The organism is Paraburkholderia sp. PGU19, assembly GCF_013426915.1.
GTDB lineage: Bacteria > Pseudomonadota > Gammaproteobacteria > Burkholderiales > Burkholderiaceae > Paraburkholderia.
The window spans coordinates 555,138-577,699 of the sequence record NZ_AP023181.1 but is presented as its reverse complement, the minus strand read 5'-3'; the positions used below and the strand labels follow the sequence as shown (position 1 = coordinate 577,699).

Below are 22,562 nucleotides of genomic sequence, written 5' to 3'. Positions count from 1 at the left end.
CATGCGTCACGCAAACATCACGCTCACGAGGTTCCTGGCCGGCGACGCTGACCATCTGATGTCGACGCGGCCGCCCACCGCGTTGCAGGTCGTGCTGCATGACGTCGCGGCGTCGGTGAAGACCATCGGCGCGGCGCTTGCGCGCGGCACGCTGGGCGACAGCGCGCAGGCGGATTCGGTGGCGGGCGGCGCGGTGCTCGCGTATTCCACGCGACGCCGCAAGCTGGCCGAAGCGGCGGGGCGTAACGGTCGCGCGGATCATATGGACAATGCGGCCACGCCCGAGTACCAGCTTGCATTCGATCCGCTGAACTGCCCGTGGAATGCGGACGTCAATGGCACGGCGGGATCGATCTTTTCGGTGATGCGCGTGCAGTCGCAAGGCAGCGATGTGAACGGCGGTGACGCGCGAGCCGAAGCCTACGGGGAATTGGACTGCGAATCCTATGGCGAGGCGTACGGTGCACCGTTCCTTCAACCTGGCCGCGAACAGGCGGCAGCGGGCTACACGATCTACGGCCCGGCGACGATGCTCGTCATCACGCTCGGCGAGGGCACGCACGGCTTCACGCTCGATGGGCAGACGGACGAGTTCATGCTCACGCATCCGTCGATCCGCATTCCCGAGGAGACGGGCGAGATTGCCGTCGACGCATCCAACGAGCGCTTCTGGGAGCCGCCCGTGCGCCGCTACGTGCACGAGTGCCGCGAAGGCCGCGCGGGCTGCCGCGAGCGCGATTTCAGCCTGCGCTGGAGCGACGCGCTGGTGCCCGAAGTGCATCGCATCCTGATGCGCGGCGGGCTGTTCCTGATGCCGCGCGACTACCGGACGCGCTCGGCGATGCGCGGCCGCCTGTCCGCCGTCTACGATGCGAGCCCGCTCGGCTTTCTGGTCGAGCAGGCGGGCGGCATGGCGACGACGGGCCGCGAGCGCGTGCTCGACGGCGCGCCGCGCACGTTCCATGAGCGCATGCCGCTGATACTCGGCTCATCGAATGAAGTGGCGCGGATTGGCCGGTATCACCGCGAGCACGATCTTGGCATCGACATGCCTTTCACGTCGCCGCTTTTTCGTGAGCGCTCGCTGTTCCTTCCGGAAACCTCGGTCTGACAATTGATCTGCAACAAGGAGACAGCGCATGTCAGTCAGACATCCGATCGTTGCCGTAACGGGGTCGAGCGGCGCGGGCACGACCACCGTCATGAGGAGCTTCACGCACATTTTTCGCAGGGAGAAGATTAATGCGCAGATTGTCGAAGGCGATGCGTTCCATCGGTACGACCGGCTCGGCATGCGCGAAGCGCTGCGGCAGAGCGAGCGGGACGGCGTGCGCAACTTCAGCCACTTCGGGCCCGATGCGAATCTGCTCGAAGAACTGGAGCAGCTGTTCGCGAGCTACGGGAACTCAGGCGGCGGGAAGTTCCGGCGCTACGTGCATGATGAAGCGGACGCCGTGGTGTACAAGCAGGACCCGGGGACGTTCACGCCATGGGAGGATATTTCGCCGGGCACGGACATGATGTTTTACGAAGGGCTTCATGGTGCGGCCGTGACCAGCAAGGTCGACATCGCACAGCATGCGGATCTGCTCGTCGGCGTTGTGCCGATCATAAATCTGGAGTGGATCCAAAAGCTGCATCGTGACCAGACGCTGCGCGGTTATTCGCATGAGGCTGTCGTTGATACGATTTTGCGGCGGATGCCGGATTATGTGAATTACATCTGTCCGCAGTTTTCGCGTACGCATGTCAATTTTCAACGTGTTCCCACTGTTGATACTTCTAATCCTTTTACTGCTCGGGAGATTCCGCAGCCTGATGAGAGTTTTGTAGTGATTCGGTTTTCTAAGCCTAAAGGTATCGACTTTCCTTATCTGCTTACGATGTTGCATGACTCTTTTATGTCTCGGCCTAATGTTATTGTTGTGCCTGGCGGCAAGATGGGGCTTGCTATGCAGTTGATTTTTACGCCTATGATTTTGCAGTTACGGGATAGGAAGTCACGTGCGTGACCTGGCTTTGGGTTTGGTTTTTTTGCCTCTGCGCTGGCATCCGCGTTATGCCTTCGTGATTCAGGCGTCGCCCCTGTGCGGGGCGGCACCTACTTTTCTTTGCCGCCGCAAAGAAAAGTAGGCAAAAGAAAGCGGCTAACACCGCCAGCCTGTGTTCCTATCCACGGGCCCCCAACGTCCCCACGCTTCACATGACAGTGCCCTGGTCGGTGCTCGTTGCCCACACTTCGAATGAACGCCTCACCCGCTTCGAATACCCGTATTCGGGCTAGCGGCAGCGAATGGTATGTGCCGCCCAGGTGGCAAACTGTGTGTAGGTTGTCGCGTCGTACAGGGTAGCGCTCTTATAGGGTGGAACGCATGCGCTATCGGTCCGAAGTAAGGCGGGTGCAGTACTACGGCCTACACACAGTTTGCCACCTGGGCGGCCGTGGAATATCCGGCACGGCGTGCGGCGACGCGGGCGCGCGAAGCGGGTGAGGCGCACCGCAAGAGCGCTGGCAACAAACATGAGTCACGTGGCTGCCGTGTGAAGCGTAAGACCCTTTGAGGGCCCTCAGGCAAGCGCAAGAATTAGCGGTGTTAGCCGCTTTCTTTTGCCTACTTTTCTTTGCGGCGGCAAAGAAAAGTAGGTGCCGCCCCGCACAGGGGCGACGCTTGAAGCACGAAGGCATAACGCGGATGCCAGCGCAACGGCAAAACAACCAAACCGCTTGCGCAGCAAACCCCGTCTCGCCGATGCCAGCGCAAAGTCTGACAAACCAAAACCAAAACCAACACCAAAACCGTTATTTCGAACGTTTCACCTTCGTCGTGCCAGGGGCACACCAGACCTCCAGGTCTTCAGCACTACGCTCGACCTGACACCCCCAATCCAGAACCTGATCCTGATCAAACCTTTTCCCGAGCCGCCAGGCGATCTCAGCCCGTGCCGTCTGCACGCCCATATAAAACGCGTGCCCGCCATCATTCTCAAGCTTCAGGTGCGGATACAAATCAAACGGATCTCCTTCAACAACATGCACATCACGGTTATAAACATGAATCCCATCCGTGCTGACCTGAACACGAAAATTCGGATCTCGCACCTGTGCGGCAAACGCAGCAATCTCATCAGCGTCATAAGGAAAAGGCCGCTTGGCATGCAACGCAGACAGATCAGAATTGATACCTTTAGGCAGCACCTGCGCCTCATAAGCCGCATACATAACACGCCGGGCGACATCAGCCTCACGCACAGCACGCCTCGCATGCAGGCTAACGGAAGTGGTCAACACGGCAGAAACGCGTAATTCAGCAGCAATACCAAGCAGCACTGCATTAATGCCACTAGTATCAGCTTCAGTCAGCTCAGTGAGATTCCCAACACCAAGCATGATGGCAACATCGGGATACCGCTCCCGCAACGCGACATACCGCGCAATGGAAGCAGCAAAGCCAAACGGAATCGGATCAAGAATAGGATCAGCCAGAAACGGCCTACCACGCGCAACGAGCACATCAATCGCCTGATGCAAAGAAGCCATATCGTGCGGCTCGCGCGCAACGACGATGGGCGTCGACGGTACTTCATCAGCGACCCACAACGTGTCCACGTTGAGACTCATCAGATAATCGGCCCCCGCGCGCCCGCCGCGCAGAAGTTCGTCCGTCACCATCGAATCGACGCTCACACGATACCCGCCATCCTTCAGCATACGCACAGCATCTTCGAGATGCGGAAACGGCGTATCAGGCAGACAGCCCACATCAATCACATCCGCGCCTTGTTCCGCATAGTGCTTAGCCCGCGCAGCGATACCCTCGAGATCGAGCCGCGGCGCATCGACGATCTCCGCAAAAATCTCCGTCGAGTAACGCGACAAATCGAACTTCCGCGCGGCCTGCCCGAAATGCAGCGGCAAGTCCTTAGCTTCCTCTGGCCCACGCTCGACGGGTAAGCCAAAGTGCTCACTCAACGCAGCAAGATCACCACGACACCGCCCCGGCACGATCATCCGGTCCGCGCGCAGCGGCAACGTCACCCGCCGCCGGATCATATCGGCCGTCATCAGCGCGGCAACCTGCAAGCCGATCTCGCGCACCTCCCACGTGAACGGCGCGTTCGTCATGCCCTCCAGCACCTGCACGACGCTTTTCTCGGCGAGCTTGCCGGTCAGGAAGACGATGTGTTCCATGCGAGCCCGAGGTTCGAAAGCCGTTCGCTCAATGCCGCGCGCAATTCGTCGAGCGAGCGCGCGACGGTCGTGTATTCGATGCGCGCAAGCCGCTCGACATTCTCCAGCTCGATCGCGCGCGGTCGCACTTCGACCCACTCGTGCGGGCTCTGCGTGATGACGCTCGGCTCGGTGTCGCACGCGAAAACGATGCCGGGCACGCATTGCTTGCCCGCCTGCGCATACAGGTTGGTCGGCAGTGTGTCGGAGATGCCGAACGCGCATTTGGCAACTGTGTTGCTGGTCGCAGGCGCAATCACGACGGTGTGATAGAGGCCTTCGTACAGCATGCCGACGGGCACGCTGCTCGCGCTGTTGTCGCGCATCACGCGAAAATGCTCGCGCAGTTTAGGCACGGGCCAGCCGTAAAGCGGCAATACTTCTTCGCCGGCGGCGGACAGAAACAGATCGGCGCCCGGCAGCGCGAGCGCGATGTCGATCGATTCTTCCAGCATGTGTCCCGAACCCGTGATGCACCACGCGAAGCGCGCGTCGGGGCGAAAAACGCCAGGGCGGCGGGCGGGCGACGGTGCACTCATGCGTAGTTCATGTACGGATCATGTGTGAGTCACTTGCCGCACGCGTCGTCGACGGATGCCTGTGAGGCGTCGTGCGACAGCCGGATGTGCAGTCTGTGCATCTTCCGGTACAAGGTGTTGCGGCTGATGCCAAGCGTCTTCGCAACGTTGCTCACGTTCCAGCGGTGTTCGTCGAGCATCGCGAGCACCGTTTCGCGCTCCTTGACCTGGATCGCGTTGAGCGCCGACAAATCGGCCTCGTCGTCGAACGGCGCTGCTGCTGCGTTCGCCTGCTGCGTCAGCGGTCCCGCCGCCGAACCGCGTGCAGGCGCGCCGCCCGCGCCACGCATCTCATCGACGATTTCCGCCGGCAGATGCGCGCAGCGTATCTCCGGTCCGTCGCACAGTGCGATCGCCATCTGCAGCACGTGCCGCAACTGGCGAATGTTGCCCGGCCACGCGTAATTCGCGAGCGCCTGCCGCGCTTCGGCGCTGAGTTCGGGCGGATCTTCGGCTTCGCTTTCGAGTATGTGCTGCACGAGCGGCAGCAGATCGGCGCGCTCGCATAGCGGCGGCAGATTGATTTCGATGCCGTTGAGCCGGTAGTACAGGTCTTCGCGGAACAGTCCGCGCTGCACGAGATCGAGCAGATTGCGGTGGCTCGCGCTGATCAGCTGGAAATCGACCTTGATCGTGGTTTCGGCGCCAAGCGGCGTCACCTCGCGTTCTTCGATCACGCGCAGCAGCCGCGCCTGCAAGGCCATCGGCATGTCACCGATTTCATCGAGGAACAGCGTGCCGTTGTTCGCCTGCACGATCTTGCCGCGCCGTCCTTCGCGCTGCGCGCCCGTGAATGCGCCCGCGCGATAGCCGAACAACTCGCTTTCGATCAGCGTCTCGGGCAGTGACGCGCAGTTCACCGCGACGAACGCGCCCGACGCGTTCGGACTGATGCTGTGCAGCGCGTTGGCAAATACTTCCTTGCCCGTGCCCGTCTGGCCTCTGAGGATGATCGGGATTTTCCGCTGGATCACGCGCGCGGCCAGCTGGCTCTGCGCGGCCATGCGCGGATCGCCGAATTCCAGATGCGAGAGCTTGTCGAGCCCGGCCGCTGCTGGCTTTGCGTCGCGCGTTTCGCGCGGGCTTTTGGCGCGCGAAACGCGGTTGATCGAGACGTCGCTCCACTGTCCGCGCGCGCTCGTCGCCACCTGGTTCGCGTTGCCGAACGAGGTCGCGTCGCGTGGCGTCTGCGCGATCACGAAGAAGCGGTTGCTGGCGTGCGCGCTGTAGACGGTGATCGGATGGAACGAGCCGCGAATGCTGCGCGCGATCATGTCTTCGAGCGTCGTGCTGAACGCTTCTTCGATGCGCTTTCCGCACAACTGGTCGGGCGAGCGCAGATCGAGCTGGAACAGCGCGCTGCGATTGGCGGCGAGCACGATGCCGTCGTCGTCGACCGCGAGCTTGCCGGCGTGCAGCGTGCCGACGAATTCAGGGCGGCTATGGAAGTGGACCGTATTGGCGCGGCGGTAGCGCGAGTCGATCAGCCGGTTCTCGATCATCTGCCGCGACATGCCGACGAGCACGAGCGAATGCTGCTGCAGCATCCGCGAGCGGCTCGTCACGTCGAGCACGCCGACAATCGCGCCGCGTTCGTCGAAGATGGGCGCGGCCGAGCAGGTGAGGGACGTATAGCGCGGATAGAAATGCTCATGCTGATAGATCGCGAGACATTCGCGCTCCGTCAGGCACGTGCCCATGCCGTTCGTGCCCGCTTCGCGCTCGCTCCACACGGCGCCGGGACGCAGGCCGTCGGCGGCGACGGCTTCACCGAATGGCACCGACGAAACCTGATGAACGATCACACCGTTTGCATCGACGAGTATCACCGCGAGTTCGGGGTCGGCGAGTTGCTGGTAGAGCGTGGTCATTTCCAGCTTCGAGCAGGCGATCAGATCGCCCGCCGCCTCGCGCCGCAAGTTCAGTTCGTGCTGCGTCAGCACAGGCGGCAGCACAAAACGTCCGGGGTCCAGACCGAAATCGACGAGACAGCGCGTCCACGATTGCGCGACGGAATGGCTCATCGAACACGTGGCGGGCTGGTTGTTGACGATGTTCAGTACATCCCGGACGTGCGAATCGATGTCAACGAGCGATGACATTAGGGGCGTCTCCGATGCGTTCGGCTCGGTGTCCATCCAGTTGCCGACGGGCCCGGCCTGCGCTGTATGTAAGTGTTTCCCCGTGTGCTTGCCGATGTGCCGCGCGTCTCGCGCGCGCGTGGAGAACTGCTGATATGTCGTTTGAATCTGTTCCAGGGCACTCAGCAAACACTGTACAACTCGAGTCGCGATACATCAATAAATAGTCGTACGAGTGCGGGCGAGTGCGCCTGGTTTTTGCTTCGCATCGTCGGATTGCAGCAACAACCGATGCGCCGCCCGCGCGCCCCAATGTGGAGCTCATACATGGACCGTTTCAACCCGGGAAGCAGTCCCATCCATTTTACGGTCGTGTTGCCGTCGAGCGCGCGGCCCATGCACGAGCCGGCGGGGCAGCCTCAGCATGGTGCCGCGCTCGATATCGTGTATATCGAGGGCTTCGTCGCGCAGACGGTGATCGGCATCGACGCTGGCGAACTGCACGAGCCGCAGCCCGTGCAACTGGATCTCGCAATCGGCGTGCCGTATCTGCGCGCGTGCGAGACGGACGGGATCGACGACACGATCAACTATGCGGCCGTGCGCGCCGAACTGCACACGCTGCTTGCAACACATAAGGTGCAGCTTCTCGAAGCGCTGGCCGAGCAGATTGCCCGATTGTTGATCGACAGATTCGGCGCTCAGTGGGTGCGCGTCAAGTTGTGCAAACCCGCAAAATTCGACGACGTCGCCGCCGTCGGTGTGATCATCGAGCGACAACGCGAGCGCTTTCCGTAAGCGGCGCATGTATCGCGCGTGCCCGTCCTGACACGGGCACATCGGTGCAGTCCCAGCCTTACTTCGCCGCGGACGGCGTGGCCTTCGCGAGCCCGCACGCCTGATACGCCTCTTGCTGCAGCGCGCGATATTTCTTCGTTTGCGCACGCGCCCGGTCGACGCGGAATTCGTTACCGCCTTCGCCGCCGAGCGTCGCGTACTTCGCGAACGTCATCTGCTCGACGTATTCGTCATACGGTAGAGCGGCCGCAATCTTGTCGATGACGCACGAGCACTTGTAGACGTTGGCGAAATCGTGGCCATTGTCGTCCATGCAGCCGAGCACGTATTCGACGCGGCCTTGTGTCGGGTAGTCGTTGCCGCTGGTGGGGGCCTTGTCGCCCGCGGGATCGGCCGCCAGCGCGGCAAGCGGAAGCACTGCAACGCACGCGAACGCCGCGACAGCGAGGCGCGCGCGACAACGTGAGGTCATGTGGAAGCCTTTAGCGTAGGGTTCTGCATCGATCGGTTAAACACGCGCAGCGCAACGCGCGGCAGACCCTCGCGGCCTGCCGCGCGTTGCGCGCGCGACACTGCATGCCATGCATAAGGCGCGCCTAGTTCGGCGCGAACGGGTGCGCAGCCGTGGCCTTCTTCGACACGACTTCAGCGGCGCTCGGCTCGCCCGCTACCGCGCGCTGGAGTGCCTCGCGGGTCGCCTTGTAGTTGAACTCCTGGATCTTCTTGTCGTCGTCGGCTTCCCAATGGATGAAGACGCCGACGCAGATGAACAGGTCGTCGGCTTCGTCCTTCGGAATCGTGCCGTCTTCGACGCAATCCGCGACGGCAAGCGCCACGGCGTGCTGCGCCGGGCCGAACATCTGTACGGCCTGCTTTGCGCCCTTGATGGTCACCTTGTTGAACAGCACGGTGTTGGGCTTGGTCAGCAGATTCGGCGCAACGACCGCGAGCAGCGACGTGAAGCCGTCCTTGTTGTTGGTGAGAGCGTGGCAGAAAGCCGATTCGGCTGCTGAGCCTCGCGGCCCGATGATCAGATCGATGTGGGCGACTTCGTTGCCCTCGCCGATAAGCGACTCGCCTACCATTACGCGGTTGATCTTGGCCATGCTGTTCCTCCAGTGAATTGGGTCTGTCGACGTGTGACGAACTCGCGACGCGTGGCGACCAACCGCGCGTTGTTTGAGGGGGACGCACCGCGTTCCCGTGTAACAGGAACCATGCCAATCGATCTCAGGCGCGCTCGCTTGCGAAGCGCAAAGGGTCGAGCAACGCGGCGACGAACAGCGTCGCGACGCTCAGATCGGCGCTCGTGCCAGGGTTGACGCCTTGCGCTTTCAGTTCGGCGTCCCATGCATCGAGTTGCGCGGCGTGCGCGTCTCGCCATTGAGCATGGCGTTCGCGCGCTTCGCGCGTGACACTTTGCGCCACGGCCGCGCCATGCTTGCGCAGTATGTGCGAGTCGGGCCACGCGCCGAGGAAGGTGAGAAAGACGTCGAGCGTGATAGTGGTCGGCGTGCTGCAGTGCGATCGCGCGATCGCGTCGAGGCCCATGCCGAAGATGTCGGTGAAACCGTTCGCGTATTGACGCGCGATGCTGTCGCGTTCGGCGGCCAGCGACATCGCTTCACGTAGATCGACAGTGGGCAGCGCATGCACCGATTGCTCGGGCGCGTCGCCCAGTCCGCCGGGATTGGCGAGCGCGATCGCGCGATAGGCGGCGCGCGCGTCGTCGATGTCGAGGCGCGACAGCACGTTGTCAACGGAGGCTTGCCAGCGCGCGGCATCGAGCGGAAATGCGTCGCCAAGGCATTCCAGCGCGGCGGCAAGCGGCGCGACCAGCAGCACGATGCCGAGATTCGTATTGCAGCCCGCGATCCGCTGTGTGCGCGTCACGGCATCGAGAATGCGCTCGCCGACGCGCGCGCCATGGGTGAATAGCGCGGGTGAGGCAGCCTCCGCGCTGTCGATGAACTGCGCGGCCTGCATCCCATGTCCCGCGCTCGCGATGCTGACATTGCCCGGCTTCGCCGTTTCGACATCGAGCCGGCATGCGCGCAGGAACGCGACGTGGGCGCGTGCGAGGAGATCATCAGCGCCCATGGAGCGTCACGGCGGGCTGCAGCAGTGTCGATGCGCGGCTCGCCGCGAGCTTGCGGTCGAGCAGATCGTCGACCAGCGCCGCTGCGATATCGACGGTCGTCACCGATTGCAGACCACGCCACGCCGCGACACCGTTCACTTCGAGCACGAGCGGCGCGCCGGTTTCGCCCGGCATCGACAGATCGGGGATCAGGTCGACCCCCGCGTAATCGAGCCCGAGCGCGGCCGTCGCGCGCTCGGCGAGGCTCGCGAGCGTTGGGTCCAGTTCAGCAGGCTCGCAGCGCGCGCCGCGCGCGACGTTGTGAATCCAGCCGCGCCCGCCCGTTCGCCGCATCGCAGCAACAGCGCGCGAGCCGATCACGAGCACGCGCCAGTCGTACGCGCCAGGCCGCGCGCGCGCACTGCCGACGAAACGCTGCAGATACGCGACCTCGCGATAGCTTCGCAGTGGCGGCAGCGGCGTCAATGCGCCGTTCGACGCGTTCGCGCCGAGCCGCCGCAAGCCCTTGCCCTGCGAGCCGAAGAGCGGCTTGATCACGACCCGGCGCGCGGCCGCCGTCTCGCGCATCAGCACGCGCTGCGCGAAGGCCACCGATTCTGTCGTCCACGCGGGCGGCGTCGGCACGCCCGCGCGATGCAGCAGGAAGCTCGTCATCGATTTGTCGACGCTGCGCTCGATGGCACGCGCGTCGTTGTAGACGGGCACGCCGCACTCGCGCAGCGCGTGCAGGATGCCGAGGCGCAGCGTGACCTGTTCGAACGTGCCGCCCGCGATGCCGCGCACGAACACAGCATCGGGCAGATCGCGCGCGAAGCCGGGAATTGCGAGGCCATACGGCGACCACGATGTGTCGATGCGGCATGTAGCGAGATCGACGCAGCGCGCGTCGACGCCGCGCGCGCGGAACGCTTTCTTGAGGCGTCCCGTGTGCCAGCCGGTTTCGTCCGTCATGATCGCGACGCGCAGGCCGCTTGCCGCCGATACATCACTCATGGCGCCCCCGGACTGGTAATGCCCGGCGTGCCTGGTTCGACCGCCGATTCATCACCTGCAGTAAACGCGTCCCCTTGCCAGAGCGCACGCAGCAGCGCGCCGTCGAGCCGTCCGCCGCGATAGGTCGCGCCACTTTCGATGCTGCTGACCCACACCTCGGCAGGTGCAAACAGCGAAGCGTCGATCTGATAGAAGTCGTGATTGAACGACGCGAAAATCTCGGCGAACGGCCGCCCGTAGTCGCGCGAATTCGACGACGGCAATTCGGCAGCCAGCCGCCGCGCAACGGCGTCGCGCGTCACCGTCAGATGCACGCGACCGCCGTAGAGAATCGCATCGTTCGTGCGGCCCATCGCGGCGAGGCCATCGGGCGCGGGCGGCGGCAGCGGCGCCGTGCCGCTCGCTTCGACGATTTCACCGAGCGGCACGCCGAGCACATGCGTCTTGTGCAGCGCGACTTCGACCACACGCGCGACGATCTGCACCGTCCCCGCCACCGACTGCGTCGGCGTGACGATCACGGTCAGCTTCTCGGGCGCGAGGCCGCAGTCGCCGACGATTTTTTCGAGCACCGCTTGCGGCGGCGGCTGGCCGACTTCCATCACCAGCACGCCAGCGTCGTGCGCGTCGCGATAGCCTAGCTCGTCGAACAGTGTCTCCTTGCCGGCCAGCGCGCGCGCCGGCCCCGAGCCGAGCGAAAAGAACTTCTTGCCGTTGTTCTGTTCCTTGCTCGCAGAAAGACTCCAGCCCGCGTACTGGCTGCCGAGGCAGGCGAGCACGGGCGACGCCGTATGCACCTCGATCATGGCGGGCCACAGCGGCTCTTGCTCGGCGCTGATGCGCGTCTCGATGCGGCCGAGGCCGCCCATGCAGATGCGCGCGATCATCACGCCCGCCTCGACGCAACCGGGCGTCGCGATGCCCGCGTCGACGATCGTCGGTCCGAACGCGTGGCGCGACGACGCGATACGTAGCCGCGCCGCATCCGCAAGCAATTGCGCGACGAGCGGCGCGGCGAGCGCGTTGACGCTGGGCGCGTCGCGGGCGATGGGCGGCGGCGCGTGGCCGTTGTGGTCAGCCGTGTGAGTTGACGAGTTCATGGCCAGGTTCGGTGCTGGTTTCGATGCGTTGCAAGAGGCGTTGCGTCTGGTGTTGCAGTTCGCGTTGCAGGGCGGTGCGCCCATCGGACATCAAGCCCGTCACGAGCACCGTGCAGACGGGCTGGCCGGCTTCGATGCGCCTGCCCGGGTTCGGTACGTCGTGACAGACGGGATCGACGAAGAGGGCATCGCTGAAGCGGCGTGTCACCGTGAAGGCGGCGGGCGCGAACACGACCTGTTGTGCGACGCGGCATTGCGGCGCGCCCAGGCGCTCGGGCGGCAGACGGCTATGCAGGCACGCGTCGATATGCGCGGCGAGCAAACCGTGCGGCCACGCGTTGCGCCATGCGCGCTCGTACAGCGCCACCGTCGATGACGGTCGCGCGTTGACTTCGAGCACGCGGATCGCGTCGCCGTCGAGCAGAAAATCGAGGCTGTTGAGTCCGCTCAGATTCGCGCGCGCCGTTATTGAACGCACCGCGTCATCGATCTGCCGCGCGATGCCCGCAGGCAGATCGACGGGGCCGAGCGAACCCGCGTGGAGATACGGCAGCGTGCCGCTCGTCACGCAAAGCTGCTCCGCGTAGCCGATCACGAAAGCTTCGTGCTGCGCGGCGAGAAAGAGCGCCGACATCGGCAGTCCTTCGTGCACGCGCTGAAAGTAGCCGTCGCGCGTATCCGCGTTCCCGGCTGGACGGATATGCGTGCCGCCGCAGCCATCGGCGGCTTTGTGCAGCCAGCCTTCGGGCCGCTCGGGCCGCTCGAAAGCAACCTCGGGATGCGCGATGCGCAGTTCATCGAGCAACTGGAAAAACCGCCTCGGATCGCGCACGGCCGCCGTCGCGTCGGCGTCATTCCCGATCATGCGCGGCAATTTCGCCGTCTGTTGCAGCCAGCTGATGTGCGGTTCGATCCCGCTGCCAACCACGTAACCAATCAGTTTGGGCAGCCGCACGACGCGTTCGAGCGCAGCCTGCAACTTGTCCCGATCGATCGATAAACCGCTGCCGCCCGTATCGAGCCACAACTTCGCGTAGCGGCGCGTGTCGCGATCGCCGAACAGGTCGAGCGCGGCCACCTGATAGCCGGCATCCGCGGCGGATTGCGCGAGCATGCGCGCCGACAGGGCCGCCACCGCGACGAATGGCGAGGACGTCGAACGGCCTGCATGGAAGGGCATCGCGTCGCCTCGCTTCGTTCGTGCGGCTGTACGCTAGTTGCGCTCGGCGACGACCGCGCGCGCTTCGTCGAACGCTTCCGTAAAGCCGAAATACGCGGGTTTGCCCGCCGTACGCATCCGCGTGAACAGGCGATGCTCGACCTGATACTTCACGTTGCCGATTGCGAGCGCGCCGATGCCGATTGCATCGGGCCGCGCAGCGCCCGCCAGCGGCTTGCCGTCGTCCATCACGTTGACGCCTGCGATGCCCTCGGGCGGCACAGCGTTGACATCGGCGGCGATCAGCAGGCGCGGCGCCTGCGCTAGATCGGCGGCGCTCATCACCTGGACACCCGCAGCGGCTGTCGCGAACACGATGTCCGCATGTGAGAGCGCGGCGTGCAGCGTCTGCGGCGTGCCCGTGCCGACGCCCGAGGTCTTGATGCCGAACCGTTCGTCGACGTCATGGCTCGCGCGTTCGGCGCGCGCTGCATCCGAATGGCTCGCGATCGTGACATGCGCGCCGAGCGTAGCCGAGATGGCGGCCGTGACACGGCCCACGGCGCCCGTACCGCCGAGTATCAGCACGTGCTTGTCCTTCAGTTCTTCGCCGTGCTGCGCCTTCAGATGACATTCGACCAGCGCGACGAGCGCTCCCGACGTCGTGTACGCGCCGCTCGGGTCGGCGAACACGGAGACTTCGAACGGCGGCACCATTGCCTCTCGCGCGCGGTCCAGCATGTCGGCGGCGAGCATCACATCGCGTCCGCCTATAAAAATGCCCGTACGCGACACGCCTTTCGGACCGCGCGAAAAGATCGCGTCCTGGGTCAATTGCACGACGTTGCGCACGTCGACGTCGCAATACGGCACGACGATCTGATAACCGGCGTCGGCGGCCATGTTGACGTCGAACGGGCTCATCTGCGGCGTCGGCGTGAACATGTGCAGGATGTAGGGCCTTTCAGTGGTTTGTGACATGGCGTCGGCTCTTTCGTAGTCAAAAGCGGGGCTTGCGCAACGCTTGATGGGCGCGCACGCGTTCGATCGGTTGGCGGATTGCGGGCATCCGGCTCATTGCGCGTCGATGCCGAAGCGCGGCTGCTGGACGGCATAGAAGCGCGCGCCGCAATTGCGGCCGCGCGTCACCGAGCACACGATGCCCGGGTGCTCGCGCGTCGCCGCGCGGGCTGCCGCGAGCGCGTCGTCGGCGTGGCGCGAACTCTGCACGAACGCGAAGCCCGTCGGCCCCCACGAGCTTTGCCCGACGCCCGCTGTCTGGTTCGCTGCGACGGCCTGCAAGGCCGCCGCGACGGCTGGACTGGAATAGACGCCGCCTTGCACGGGCGCGAAGTATTCGCCAATCGACTGCTGAACCTCGCTGACGCCGGCGGCGAACGCGTCGAAGTCGCCTTGCGCCATGCCGGGCAGCACGCGCATCAGCAGTTGATGGCAGACGTGCGCGGCGAGTGTCTGCGGGAAGGGCGGCAGCGCGGCGAGGCCGCGCTTTTCGTCCTCGCCATGCAGGCCTTCGCGCGTGGTGTCGTCGATCAGCACGATGCGCCAGTCGTCGGGAAACGGCTGGCGCGCGAGCAGCGGCGGCAAGGAGGCGGCGCGCATTGCCACGCCCGCTGTCATGCGGCCGGGCCCGCCGTCGACGAGCAACCCGCCATGATCGAAACCGAGCACGCCGATGCCGGAGCGCGCGCCGCGTCCGAGGCGTTGCGCGAGTTCCGCCGTCGTCGCCGCGATGCCGACCAGCCGCGCGTACGCGGTGCCGACCGCGAGTGCGAGCTGCGTGCCGGAGCCAATGCCGCAATGCGCGCGCGCCGCCTGTTCCACTTCGACGGAAACGGGCGGGCCGCCATACGCGTCGTGCAGCAGCGCGAGATAGCGCTCGATGCGCTCGCGTTGCGCGTCGGTGGTGGCGCCTTCGATCTGCGCGTCGTAGGCGGGCCGCGCGGTCACGCGCGTGCCGCATCCTTCGATGACGACGCCGACGCTGCCGAACGCGCGTCCAAGCGATCCGCCGGGATCGAGAAAGCCCATGTGCAGCCGGCCGGGCGCTTCAACGGTGATCGCCGAGATGGCAGGCAGTGTCGACGTGCGTTCGGATGACATCCGCATGCGAGAGCTTCCTTGTCGAGTCGTATGGCCGTGAGGCGGCGCGTTCGATGGCGCAAAGCAGCGCGCAGCCGCCGTAGCGGCGCGGTTCCGGAGTCAGGCAAGAGCCGTACCACGCGCGGCACGGCGCTCGCACGACCGCCGCGCGCCTTCGCGCATACGGCGTCAGCTCTTCGGCGCGTCGTACTTGATATAGCGGAAGCGCTGATCGTCGGCGGGCGTGCCTTCGAGCGGACCACCTTCCTTACCCGGCTGCCACCCGATCACCTCTTCGATCTTGCGCGCGAGCGTGAAGTCCTTGTCGGTGATGCCCTTGGCGGAATGCGTCTTCAGCTTCACGACGACGAACGCATACGACACCGTCAGATCCGGGTGATGCCACGCCGCTTCGGCAAGATGGCCGACGGTGTTGACCACCATCAGCGTGCCTTTCCAGCTTTCCGTGCGGTACTTGCGCCGCAGCCAGCCGTCTTCGAGATACCAGTGCTGCAATGGGCCTTCGAGCTTCTTCTGGATTTCCTCGTCGGAATATACCTGTTCGCTTTGTGCCATGACGGACCTCCGCTGGTGTCGGGATGGTTGCTCATATGAAGAGCTTAGTGCCCCTGTGCGCTTTGCAAAGCCCGATTGCCGCCGCTTGCCTATGTATGGGGCCTCGGGCGCGGCCCGATGGTTTGCGTATCTGACACAGAATGTCCCGCCGCAGCTGGCGAAGCGGAACATGTTGACGCCGCGAAGCCGCGCAGCGGCGTATCAGTGCGCGTTGTAGCGACCGGCATGGAATATGCGATCCGCCGTCATACGCATGAGCCGGGCAATGGACCCGGCGCAGCAAAGACGTTACCTGCATCCAGCGGCGCGGCTGGAGCGACCCGGTAGCGTGTCATCGGTAACTGGACGGTTTCAACCAGTATCACCCAATCTGGAGGAGACATGAACGTACGCACCCTGGTTCTCGGACTGGCGGTGTTGGTTGCGACGGCGCTGAACTCGTTCCTGGCTTATGCCGATCCGCAGCTGGACTCGCTAATCAAGAACCCATCTAACTGGGCGGCGCAGGCAGGTGATTATTCCAATCACCGGTACAGCCCGCTCAAGCAGATCAACGAAAGTAATGTCGGCAAACTGCAGGTCGCCTGGACGATGTCGACGGGCGTGCTGCGCGGTCACGAAGGTTCGCCTCTCGTGATCGGCGACACGATGTATATCCACTCGCCGTTCCCCAACAAGGTCATCGCAATCAACCTGAAGGATCAGACCTTCATCTGGCAATACGAGCCGAAGCAGGACGCTGCGGTGATCTCCGTGATGTGCTGCGATACCGTGAACCGCGGGCTAGCCTACGGCGACGGCAAGATCTTCCTGCAACAGGCCGACACCAAGCTCGTCGCGCTCAACGCGAAGACGGGCGAAGTGGTCTGGACTGCGCAGAACGGCGATCCGAAAGCGGGTGAAACCAATACCAACGCGCCGCACGTATTCGGCGACAAGGTGCTGACGGGCATCTCCGGCGGCGAGTTCGGCGTGCGCGGCCGTCTGATCGCGTACGACATCAAGACGGGCAAGGAAGCCTGGAAGGCGTATAGCACCGGGCCCGACAACGAGATGCTGCTCGATGCGCAACAGACGATGACATGGGTCGACGGCAAGATGCAACCCGTCGGCGCGGATTCGTCGATCAAGAGCTGGAAGGGCGATCAGTGGAAGCTCGGCGGCGGCACCACGTGGGGCTGGTATGCGTGGGATCCCAAGCTGAACCTTGTCTACTACGGCACGGGCAATCCGGGCACGTGGAATCCGTCGCAACGTCCAGGCGACAACAAGTGGTCGATGTCGATCTTCGCGCGTGACCTCAATACGGGCAAGGCGAAGTGGGTCTATCAGATGACGCCGCACGACGAATGGGACTATGACGGCGTCAACGAAATGATCCTCTCCGACATTTCGATCAACGGCAAGAAGACGCCCGCCATCGTTCACTTCGACCGCAACGGCTTCGGCTATACGCTGAACCGCGAGACGGGCGAACTGCTGGTCGCGCAAAAGTACGACCCGGCCGTGAACTGGGCGGATAGCGTCGATCTGAAGAGCGGCCTGCCGATTCGCAACGCATCGTACTCGACGCAGAAAGCCGGTCCCGATCACAACGTGAAGGGCATCTGCCCGGCGGCGTTGGGTTCGAAGGACCAGCAACCGGCCGCGTTCGATCCATCGTCGAACCTGTTCCTCGTGCCGACCAACCACGTCTGCATGGACTACGAGCCGTTCGATGTCGACTACGTGTCCGGCCAGCCGTATGTGGGCGCAACGCTATCGATGTATCCCGGTCCGAACGAGAAGGGCGCGATGGGTAACTTCATCGCGTGGGATGCTTCGAAGGGCAAGATCGTCTGGTCGAAGCCGGAGCGTTTCTCGGTGTGGTCGGGCGCGCTGGCGACGGCAGGCGGCATCGTCTTCTACGGCACGTTGGAAGGCTACATCAAGGCAGTGCGGATCAAGGACGGCAAGGAACTGTGGAAGTTCAAGACGCCGTCGGGGATCATTGGCAACGTGTTTACGTATGAGTATCAGGGCAAGCAGTTCGTCGGCGTGTATTCGGGCATCGGCGGCTGGGCGGGCATCGGCATGGCAGCCGGCCTGCAGAAGTCGACGGAAGGCCTCGGCGCCGTGGGCGGCTACCGCGAGCTGGCGAAGTACACCGCGCTCGGCGGCACGCTGTTCATCTTCGCCATTCCGGGCGGGAACGGCTGATCCGCCTGAAGCGCTGCAGCAGTCTTGCAGTAGCAGTTTCGCAGCAGCAGTGACGTAGCCGGAGACGCCCGTACGCGGTCTTCGGCTCCGAACCGAAGTGGTGAGCGCGGCGTGTTGCAGGAGCGATGCGCCGCGTAGCTTGCCGGTTGTGCCGGAAAAGCAGCTTCAATCGAAACGATAGGGAGACGAACGCATGAAAGGCCGTGTTGTGCTGTCGCTTGCAGGTGCGTTACTGGCGTTGAGCGCTTTACCTGTTGTCATGACCAATAGCTGGGGACAGTCGTCGGACGCGCCCCCCCAGGCCCAGAAGGTTGCTTACAAAGTGGTCGACGGCAACAAGGTCGACAGCGATACGCTGATGGGATGGAAAACCTGGCGCGCGCTCGCCTGCGAACGCTGCCACGGCGCGAAGCAGGAAGGCCTCGTCGGTCCGTCGCTGATCGATGCATTCAAGACGCTCGACAAGAACGAGTTTCATCGCACGGTGTTCGGCGGACGTGTCGACAAAGGCATGCCCGATTTCAGTTCGAGCCAGATGATGCAGAAGAACTGGGAGAACCTCTTCGCCTACCTGAAAGGCCGCTCCGACGGCACGATCAAGCCGGGCGATCTGCAGGCGATCGATGCGAAGTGAAGATAAAGTCGTGCGATTGAGCGGGACGTGCCGCGATGCAATGCATCGCATCGCGCCGCCGGTCATATGACGCCAACCCGGGAGACCTCCATGACCGATCGCAGAAGTTCCGCCGTCCATGCCGTCTGTGCGATGCTGGCGCTGTGCTGGGCCTGCACCGGTGCGCCATCCGCCCACGCGCAAGGCGCGCCCGCGCCGAATCTGCCGAACAACGACGGCGCGGACAACGTTCTGCGCGTGTGCGCCGATCCGAACAACATGCCGCTGTCGAACGACAAGGGCGAAGGTTTCGAGAACAAGATCGCCGCCGCGATGGCCAAAGATTTCGGCTACAAGCTCGAATACACGTATTTCCCGCAGCGCATGGGCTTCGTGCGCCATACGTTGCGCGACAAGGTGGACAACAGCGACCAGTTCAAATGCGATCTGATCATCGGCGTGCCGCATGGTTACGACATGACGTCGACCACGCGGCCGTGGCTGCATTCTACTTATGCAATGGTGTTCCCCAAGCGCCCCGAGTTCGCGAACATCAATGCACCCGCCGATCTCCTGAAGCTGCCGCCCGATCAACTGAAAAAGCTGAAGCTCGGCATTTTCTCGCAGACGCCCGCTGTCGACTGGCTGCTCAATAACAACCTGATCGACCAGGCCGTTTCATATCGCGCGCAAAGCGGCGACCCGAACGCGTTTCCGGGCGAGATGATCCAGCATGATCTGGCGCAGGGCAATGTCGACGTCGTGTTCGTCTGGGGACCGATTGCGGGCTACTTCGCGAAGCAGGCGAGCGATCGCGTGAAGCTCGTGCCGTTCCCGCCGCAGCCGGGCATCCGTTTCGATTATGAAATCTCGATGGGCGTGCGTTACGGCGAGAAGGCGTGGCACGACAAGGTCGACCGATGGATCGCCACCCATCAGGACACGATCGACAAGATTCTCGTCAGTTATGAAGTGCCGCTCTTGCCGCTGGCGAGTGCGCCCGTTGCATCGGATGCGCCGAAATGACGGGCGCAATGGCCGCGAACGCACGTGTTGGCACGCGTGCGTTTGCGATGCGTGGCGCGGCCGCGATGGCGGCGCTCGTGTTGTCGACGATCTCGCCGCACGCGGCGCGCGCAGCCGATGCAGCCAGCGGAGCCAGCGGCACGACGTCACCCGCGGCGCCCATTGCACCCGCCGAGAAGTTGCTGTTTCTCACGCCGCATTTGCAGGGCGTCGCGTCGCAGACAGAGCTCGACTATTCGCTCGTCGTTTCCGCGCCGCCCGACAAGCAGACGGATAGGGTCCGCGTACTTGTTGCGAGCGCGGGCAACGCGAATAGCGACGCCATCGTCAGCGATGCGAGCGGCAAGGTGCAGTTGCCGGACAATCTGCCGTGCAACCCTGTGATCCTGTATTTTCTCGAGCGCGATATCGCCGGGATGGAGCAGGCGACGGGCGGCCAGCGGCGTTATTTCCAGCAGCGCGTGCGGCTTGCGCTCGCGGCGTCGCCGGCTATCACGGACGCGACGATACAGGTCGACGGCAAGCCCGTGAAGGCGCGCAAGATCGTGATCCAGCCGTATCTGCACGATCCAAACGCGCAGCGCTTTCCGAAGTTCACGAGCAAGCGCTACACGTTCGTGCTCGCCGACGGCGTGCCTGGCGGCGTGTCGTTGCTGCGTACTGATGTACCCGGCGACAACGACGATTTCGCGCATCCGTTGAAGACGGAGTCGTTGATCTATGAGGGTTCGCTGCGCAAGCTGTCGCCGCCTGCGCACGGCACGCCGACGTCACCGGCGGCGCCACCTGCCGGGCCGCGCGCGAGCCGCTGAACCGTGCGATGTCGCTGCGTGGCGGCGCGCGCCTGCCGCCCATTGCCACGCCCATGGAAATTGCCACATGAACCTGATCCGCTCGCTGACGCTCAGGCAACTGCAGATCTTCGTGATCGCGAGCCGTTTGCCGAGTTTCGCGCGCGCGGCGGAAGAACTGCATCTGACGCAGCCGGCCGTGTCGATGCAGATTCGCCAGCTGGAGGAAGCGATCGGCATGCCGCTGTTCGAGCGGATTGCGCGGCGCCTCAGTCTGACGGAAGCGGGCGAGCGTCTGTCGCATCACGCGAGCCGTATTCTCGGCGAGATCAAGGATGCTGAGGACACGATGATTTCGCTCGCGCAGGCCGATAGCGGGTCGATTGCGGTGAGCATCGTGAGTTCGGCGACTTACTTCGCGCCGAAGTTGCTTGCGCAGTATTCGAAGCAGTATCCAAAGGTGGATGTGCACTTTTCTGTTGGCAATCGCGAGACGTTGTTGCGGCTCTTGCAGGACAATGCAACGGACCTTGCGATTATGGGTAGGCCGCCGCCTGAATTGGGCACGACGGCTGAGCCGCTTGCTTATCATCCGCATGTGATCATTGCGCCGGTTACGCATCCTTTACGCGATGCGCGGCGTTTTGATCTGCAGGAGCTGGCGGGGGATACGTTTCTGTTGCGTGAGCCTGGGTCGGGGACGCGGTCTGTGGCCGAGCATACGTTTCGGCAGCATCTTTTCACACCTTCGCGGTGTGTGACGCTTGGGAGCAATGAGACGATCAAGCAGGCTGTGATGGCCGGGATGGGGGTGAGCCTTATTTCGTTGCATACGCTTGGGCTCGAATTGCGGACGGGGGAGATTGCGTTGCTTGATGTGAATGGGACGCCTGTGGAGCGCACGTGGCAGATCGTGCATCTCGCTTCTAAGCAGTTGTCGCCGACTTGTGTCATGTTCAGGCGGTTTTTGCTTGAGCATGCGGAGGGGTTTCTTGAGCAGGAGTATGTGGAACTGGTCAAGGGGTTGTCGTCGGGGACGGCGCGGCGCGGGCGGAGTGCGAAGGTGGTGGGTTGAAGGGTTTTTGTCTGCGACGCTGGAGGGGCTTTTTGCTTTTTGCTTTTTGCTTTTTGCTTTTTGCTTTTGCGCCTTCGCGGCGCGGCCGGTTTGGTTTGCTCGTGTTTGCGCCGGCATCCGCGTTATGGTGTTTGCCGTTCACGCGTCGCCCCTGTGCGGGGCGGCACCTACTTTTCTTTGCCGCCGCAAAGAAAAGTAGGGGCAAAAGAAAGCGGCTCACACCGCCAGCCTGTGTTCCTATCCACGGGCCCCCAACGTCCCCACGCTTCACATGACAGTGCCCTGGTCGGTGCTCGTTGCCCACACTTCGAATGAACGCCTCACCCGCTTCGAATACCCGTATTCGGGCTAGCGGCAGCGAATGGTATGTGCCGCCCAGGTGGCAAACTGTGTGTAGGTTGTCGCGTCGTACAGGGTAGCGTTCTTACAGGGTGGAACGCGTGCGCTATCGGTCCGGAGTGAAGCATGTGTGTCTCTACGGCCTACACACAGTTTGCCACCTGGGCGGCAGAGGAATATCCGGCACGGCATGATGCAGCGCGGGTGCGTGAAGCGGGTGAGGCGTACCGTAAGAGCGCTGGCAACGAACATGGGTCACGTGATTGCCGTGTGAAGCGTAAGACCGGTTGGGGGCCCTCAGGCAAACACAAGAACTGGCGGTGTTAGCCGCTTTCTTTTGCCTACTTTTCTTTGCGGCGGCAAAGAAAAGTAGGTGCCGCCCCGCACAGGGGCGACGCGTGAAGCACGAAGGCAAATCGCGGATGCCAGCGAAAGCCCCAAAAAAACCAAACCAGCCGCGCCACGAAGACAAAACGCGGCTGCCAGCGCAAAGGCCAGAACAACCAAACTGCCCGCGTCGCGAAGGCGCTACACAACTGCCAGCGCAACAGCCCGCATCCCACCAGCGTCGCAGACAAAAAAAACCAACCGACTCAACAACACTTCCCAGCGCCACCAGCATATCTAGCCGCCTGCCGCTCCCGAAAAAACTCCTCATAGCTCATAACAGGGCGATCCGGATGCGTAGCACCCATATGCGCGACATAAGTCGCATAATCGGGCACCCCGACCATCAACCTCATGGCCTGTCCGAGATATCGCCCGGCGTTGACCACATCATCCCGAAGTCCAGAGAACATGGCGC

General features: G+C 63.5%; 21 protein-coding genes. 8 read left to right on the top strand and 13 right to left on the bottom strand.

Annotated features, from left to right (window positions below):
- Position 1: 1 nt before the first annotated feature.
- Both H1204_RS32460 and H1204_RS32455 read left to right on the top strand, forming a co-directional pair.
- Entirely contained in the window at positions 2 to 1,111 is a 1,110-nt protein-coding gene (locus H1204_RS32460) for a class 1 fructose-bisphosphatase (protein ID WP_180734627.1), read from the top strand.
- 28 nt (positions 1,112 to 1,139) lie between these two features.
- Positions 1,140 to 2,012 carry a phosphoribulokinase gene (locus H1204_RS32455; protein ID WP_007576939.1) on the top strand — a complete coding sequence of 291 codons (873 nt, stop codon included), beginning with the start codon at positions 1,140 to 1,142 and terminating at the stop codon, positions 2,010 to 2,012.
- Positions 2,013 to 2,800: 788 nt separating this feature from the next.
- Here the strand turns inward: H1204_RS32455 and H1204_RS32450 are convergent.
- The 3 genes from H1204_RS32450 to H1204_RS32440 are packed head-to-tail and all read right to left on the bottom strand — an operon-like array spanning position 2,801 to position 6,908.
- On the bottom strand, positions 2,801 to 4,189 hold the full coding sequence (locus H1204_RS32450; RefSeq protein ID WP_180734626.1) for a DUF6513 domain-containing protein: 1,389 nt from the start codon (positions 4,187 to 4,189) through the stop codon (positions 2,801 to 2,803).
- The gene (locus H1204_RS32445; RefSeq protein ID WP_180734625.1) at positions 4,168 to 4,767 is read right to left on the bottom strand and encodes a flavoprotein; all 600 of its coding nucleotides are present in this window, start codon (positions 4,765 to 4,767) and stop codon (positions 4,168 to 4,170) included. Before H1204_RS32445 ends, H1204_RS32450 begins: the two co-directional genes overlap by 22 nt.
- 29 nt (positions 4,768 to 4,796) lie before the next feature.
- The gene (locus H1204_RS32440; protein ID WP_180734624.1) at positions 4,797 to 6,908 is read right to left on the bottom strand and encodes a sigma-54-dependent Fis family transcriptional regulator; all 2,112 of its coding nucleotides are present in this window, start codon (positions 6,906 to 6,908) and stop codon (positions 4,797 to 4,799) included.
- Positions 6,909 to 7,214: 306 nt separating this feature from the next.
- On the opposite strand from H1204_RS32440, the gene H1204_RS32435 reads away from it, so the two are divergent.
- The gene (locus tag H1204_RS32435; protein ID WP_180734623.1) at positions 7,215 to 7,685 is read left to right on the top strand and encodes a dihydroneopterin aldolase; all 471 of its coding nucleotides are present in this window, start codon (positions 7,215 to 7,217) and stop codon (positions 7,683 to 7,685) included.
- A 58-nt stretch (positions 7,686 to 7,743) separates the two neighbouring features.
- On the opposite strand, the gene H1204_RS32430 is transcribed toward H1204_RS32435, so the two are convergent.
- The 9 genes from H1204_RS32430 to H1204_RS32390 all read right to left on the bottom strand — a co-directional run bounded on the left by H1204_RS32430 (position 7,744) and on the right by H1204_RS32390 (position 15,714).
- Positions 7,744 to 8,157 (bottom strand): hypothetical protein, encoded by a 414-nt coding sequence (locus H1204_RS32430; protein WP_180734622.1) that lies wholly within the window; start codon positions 8,155 to 8,157, stop codon positions 7,744 to 7,746.
- Between the two features lie 124 nt (positions 8,158 to 8,281).
- A complete protein-coding gene (gene fae, locus H1204_RS32425; protein ID WP_042306269.1) occupies positions 8,282 to 8,791 on the bottom strand; it encodes a formaldehyde-activating enzyme in 510 nt (169 codons plus the stop codon).
- 124 nt (positions 8,792 to 8,915) lie between these two features.
- Positions 8,916 to 9,785 carry a triphosphoribosyl-dephospho-CoA synthase gene (locus H1204_RS32420; RefSeq protein WP_180734621.1) on the bottom strand — a complete coding sequence of 290 codons (870 nt, stop codon included), beginning with the start codon at positions 9,783 to 9,785 and terminating at the stop codon, positions 8,916 to 8,918.
- A complete protein-coding gene (locus H1204_RS32415; RefSeq protein ID WP_180734620.1) occupies positions 9,775 to 10,779 on the bottom strand; it encodes a RimK family alpha-L-glutamate ligase in 1,005 nt (334 codons plus the stop codon). Before H1204_RS32415 ends, H1204_RS32420 begins: the two co-directional genes overlap by 11 nt.
- Complete coding sequence (gene mch, locus H1204_RS32410) at positions 10,776 to 11,879, bottom strand: methenyltetrahydromethanopterin cyclohydrolase (RefSeq protein ID WP_180734619.1); 1,104 nt, start codon at positions 11,877 to 11,879, stop codon at positions 10,776 to 10,778. The genes H1204_RS32415 and mch overlap by 4 nt, the downstream gene beginning before the upstream one ends.
- Positions 11,854 to 13,059: an ATP-grasp domain-containing protein gene (locus H1204_RS32405; RefSeq protein ID WP_180734618.1), complete on the bottom strand. Its 1,206-nt coding sequence runs from the start codon at positions 13,057 to 13,059 to the stop codon at positions 11,854 to 11,856. The genes mch and H1204_RS32405 overlap by 26 nt, the downstream gene beginning before the upstream one ends.
- A 33-nt stretch (positions 13,060 to 13,092) precedes the next feature.
- A complete protein-coding gene (locus H1204_RS32400; protein WP_180734617.1) occupies positions 13,093 to 14,019 on the bottom strand; it encodes an NAD(P)-dependent methylenetetrahydromethanopterin dehydrogenase in 927 nt (308 codons plus the stop codon).
- Positions 14,020 to 14,112: 93 nt separating this feature from the next.
- Positions 14,113 to 15,165 carry a beta-ribofuranosylaminobenzene 5'-phosphate synthase family protein gene (locus tag H1204_RS32395; protein ID WP_180734616.1) on the bottom strand — a complete coding sequence of 351 codons (1,053 nt, stop codon included), beginning with the start codon at positions 15,163 to 15,165 and terminating at the stop codon, positions 14,113 to 14,115.
- 162 nt (positions 15,166 to 15,327) lie between these two features.
- Entirely contained in the window at positions 15,328 to 15,714 is a 387-nt protein-coding gene (locus H1204_RS32390) for a 4a-hydroxytetrahydrobiopterin dehydratase (RefSeq protein ID WP_035995251.1), read from the bottom strand.
- Between the two features lie 381 nt (positions 15,715 to 16,095).
- On the opposite strand from H1204_RS32390, the gene H1204_RS32385 reads away from it, so the two are divergent.
- From H1204_RS32385 to H1204_RS32365, 5 genes are all read left to right on the top strand, one after another.
- The gene (locus H1204_RS32385) at positions 16,096 to 17,913 is read left to right on the top strand and encodes a methanol/ethanol family PQQ-dependent dehydrogenase (RefSeq protein ID WP_180734615.1); all 1,818 of its coding nucleotides are present in this window, start codon (positions 16,096 to 16,098) and stop codon (positions 17,911 to 17,913) included.
- A 193-nt stretch (positions 17,914 to 18,106) separates the two neighbouring features.
- The gene (locus H1204_RS32380) at positions 18,107 to 18,547 is read left to right on the top strand and encodes a c-type cytochrome (protein ID WP_180734614.1); all 441 of its coding nucleotides are present in this window, start codon (positions 18,107 to 18,109) and stop codon (positions 18,545 to 18,547) included.
- Between the two features lie 90 nt (positions 18,548 to 18,637).
- Entirely contained in the window at positions 18,638 to 19,552 is a 915-nt protein-coding gene (locus H1204_RS32375) for a substrate-binding domain-containing protein (protein ID WP_180734613.1), read from the top strand.
- Positions 19,549 to 20,364, top strand: coding sequence for a hypothetical protein (locus H1204_RS32370; RefSeq protein ID WP_180734612.1), 816 nt, complete (start codon positions 19,549 to 19,551; stop codon positions 20,362 to 20,364). The genes H1204_RS32375 and H1204_RS32370 overlap by 4 nt, the downstream gene beginning before the upstream one ends.
- A gap of 67 nt (positions 20,365 to 20,431) precedes the next feature.
- A complete protein-coding gene (locus tag H1204_RS32365; protein ID WP_180734611.1) occupies positions 20,432 to 21,418 on the top strand; it encodes a LysR family transcriptional regulator in 987 nt (328 codons plus the stop codon).
- A 932-nt stretch (positions 21,419 to 22,350) separates the two neighbouring features.
- Here H1204_RS32365 and H1204_RS32360 read toward each other — a convergent pair.
- Complete coding sequence (locus H1204_RS32360; protein ID WP_180734610.1) at positions 22,351 to 22,557, bottom strand: YbdD/YjiX family protein; 207 nt, start codon at positions 22,555 to 22,557, stop codon at positions 22,351 to 22,353.
- Positions 22,558 to 22,562: the final 5 nt, after the last annotated feature.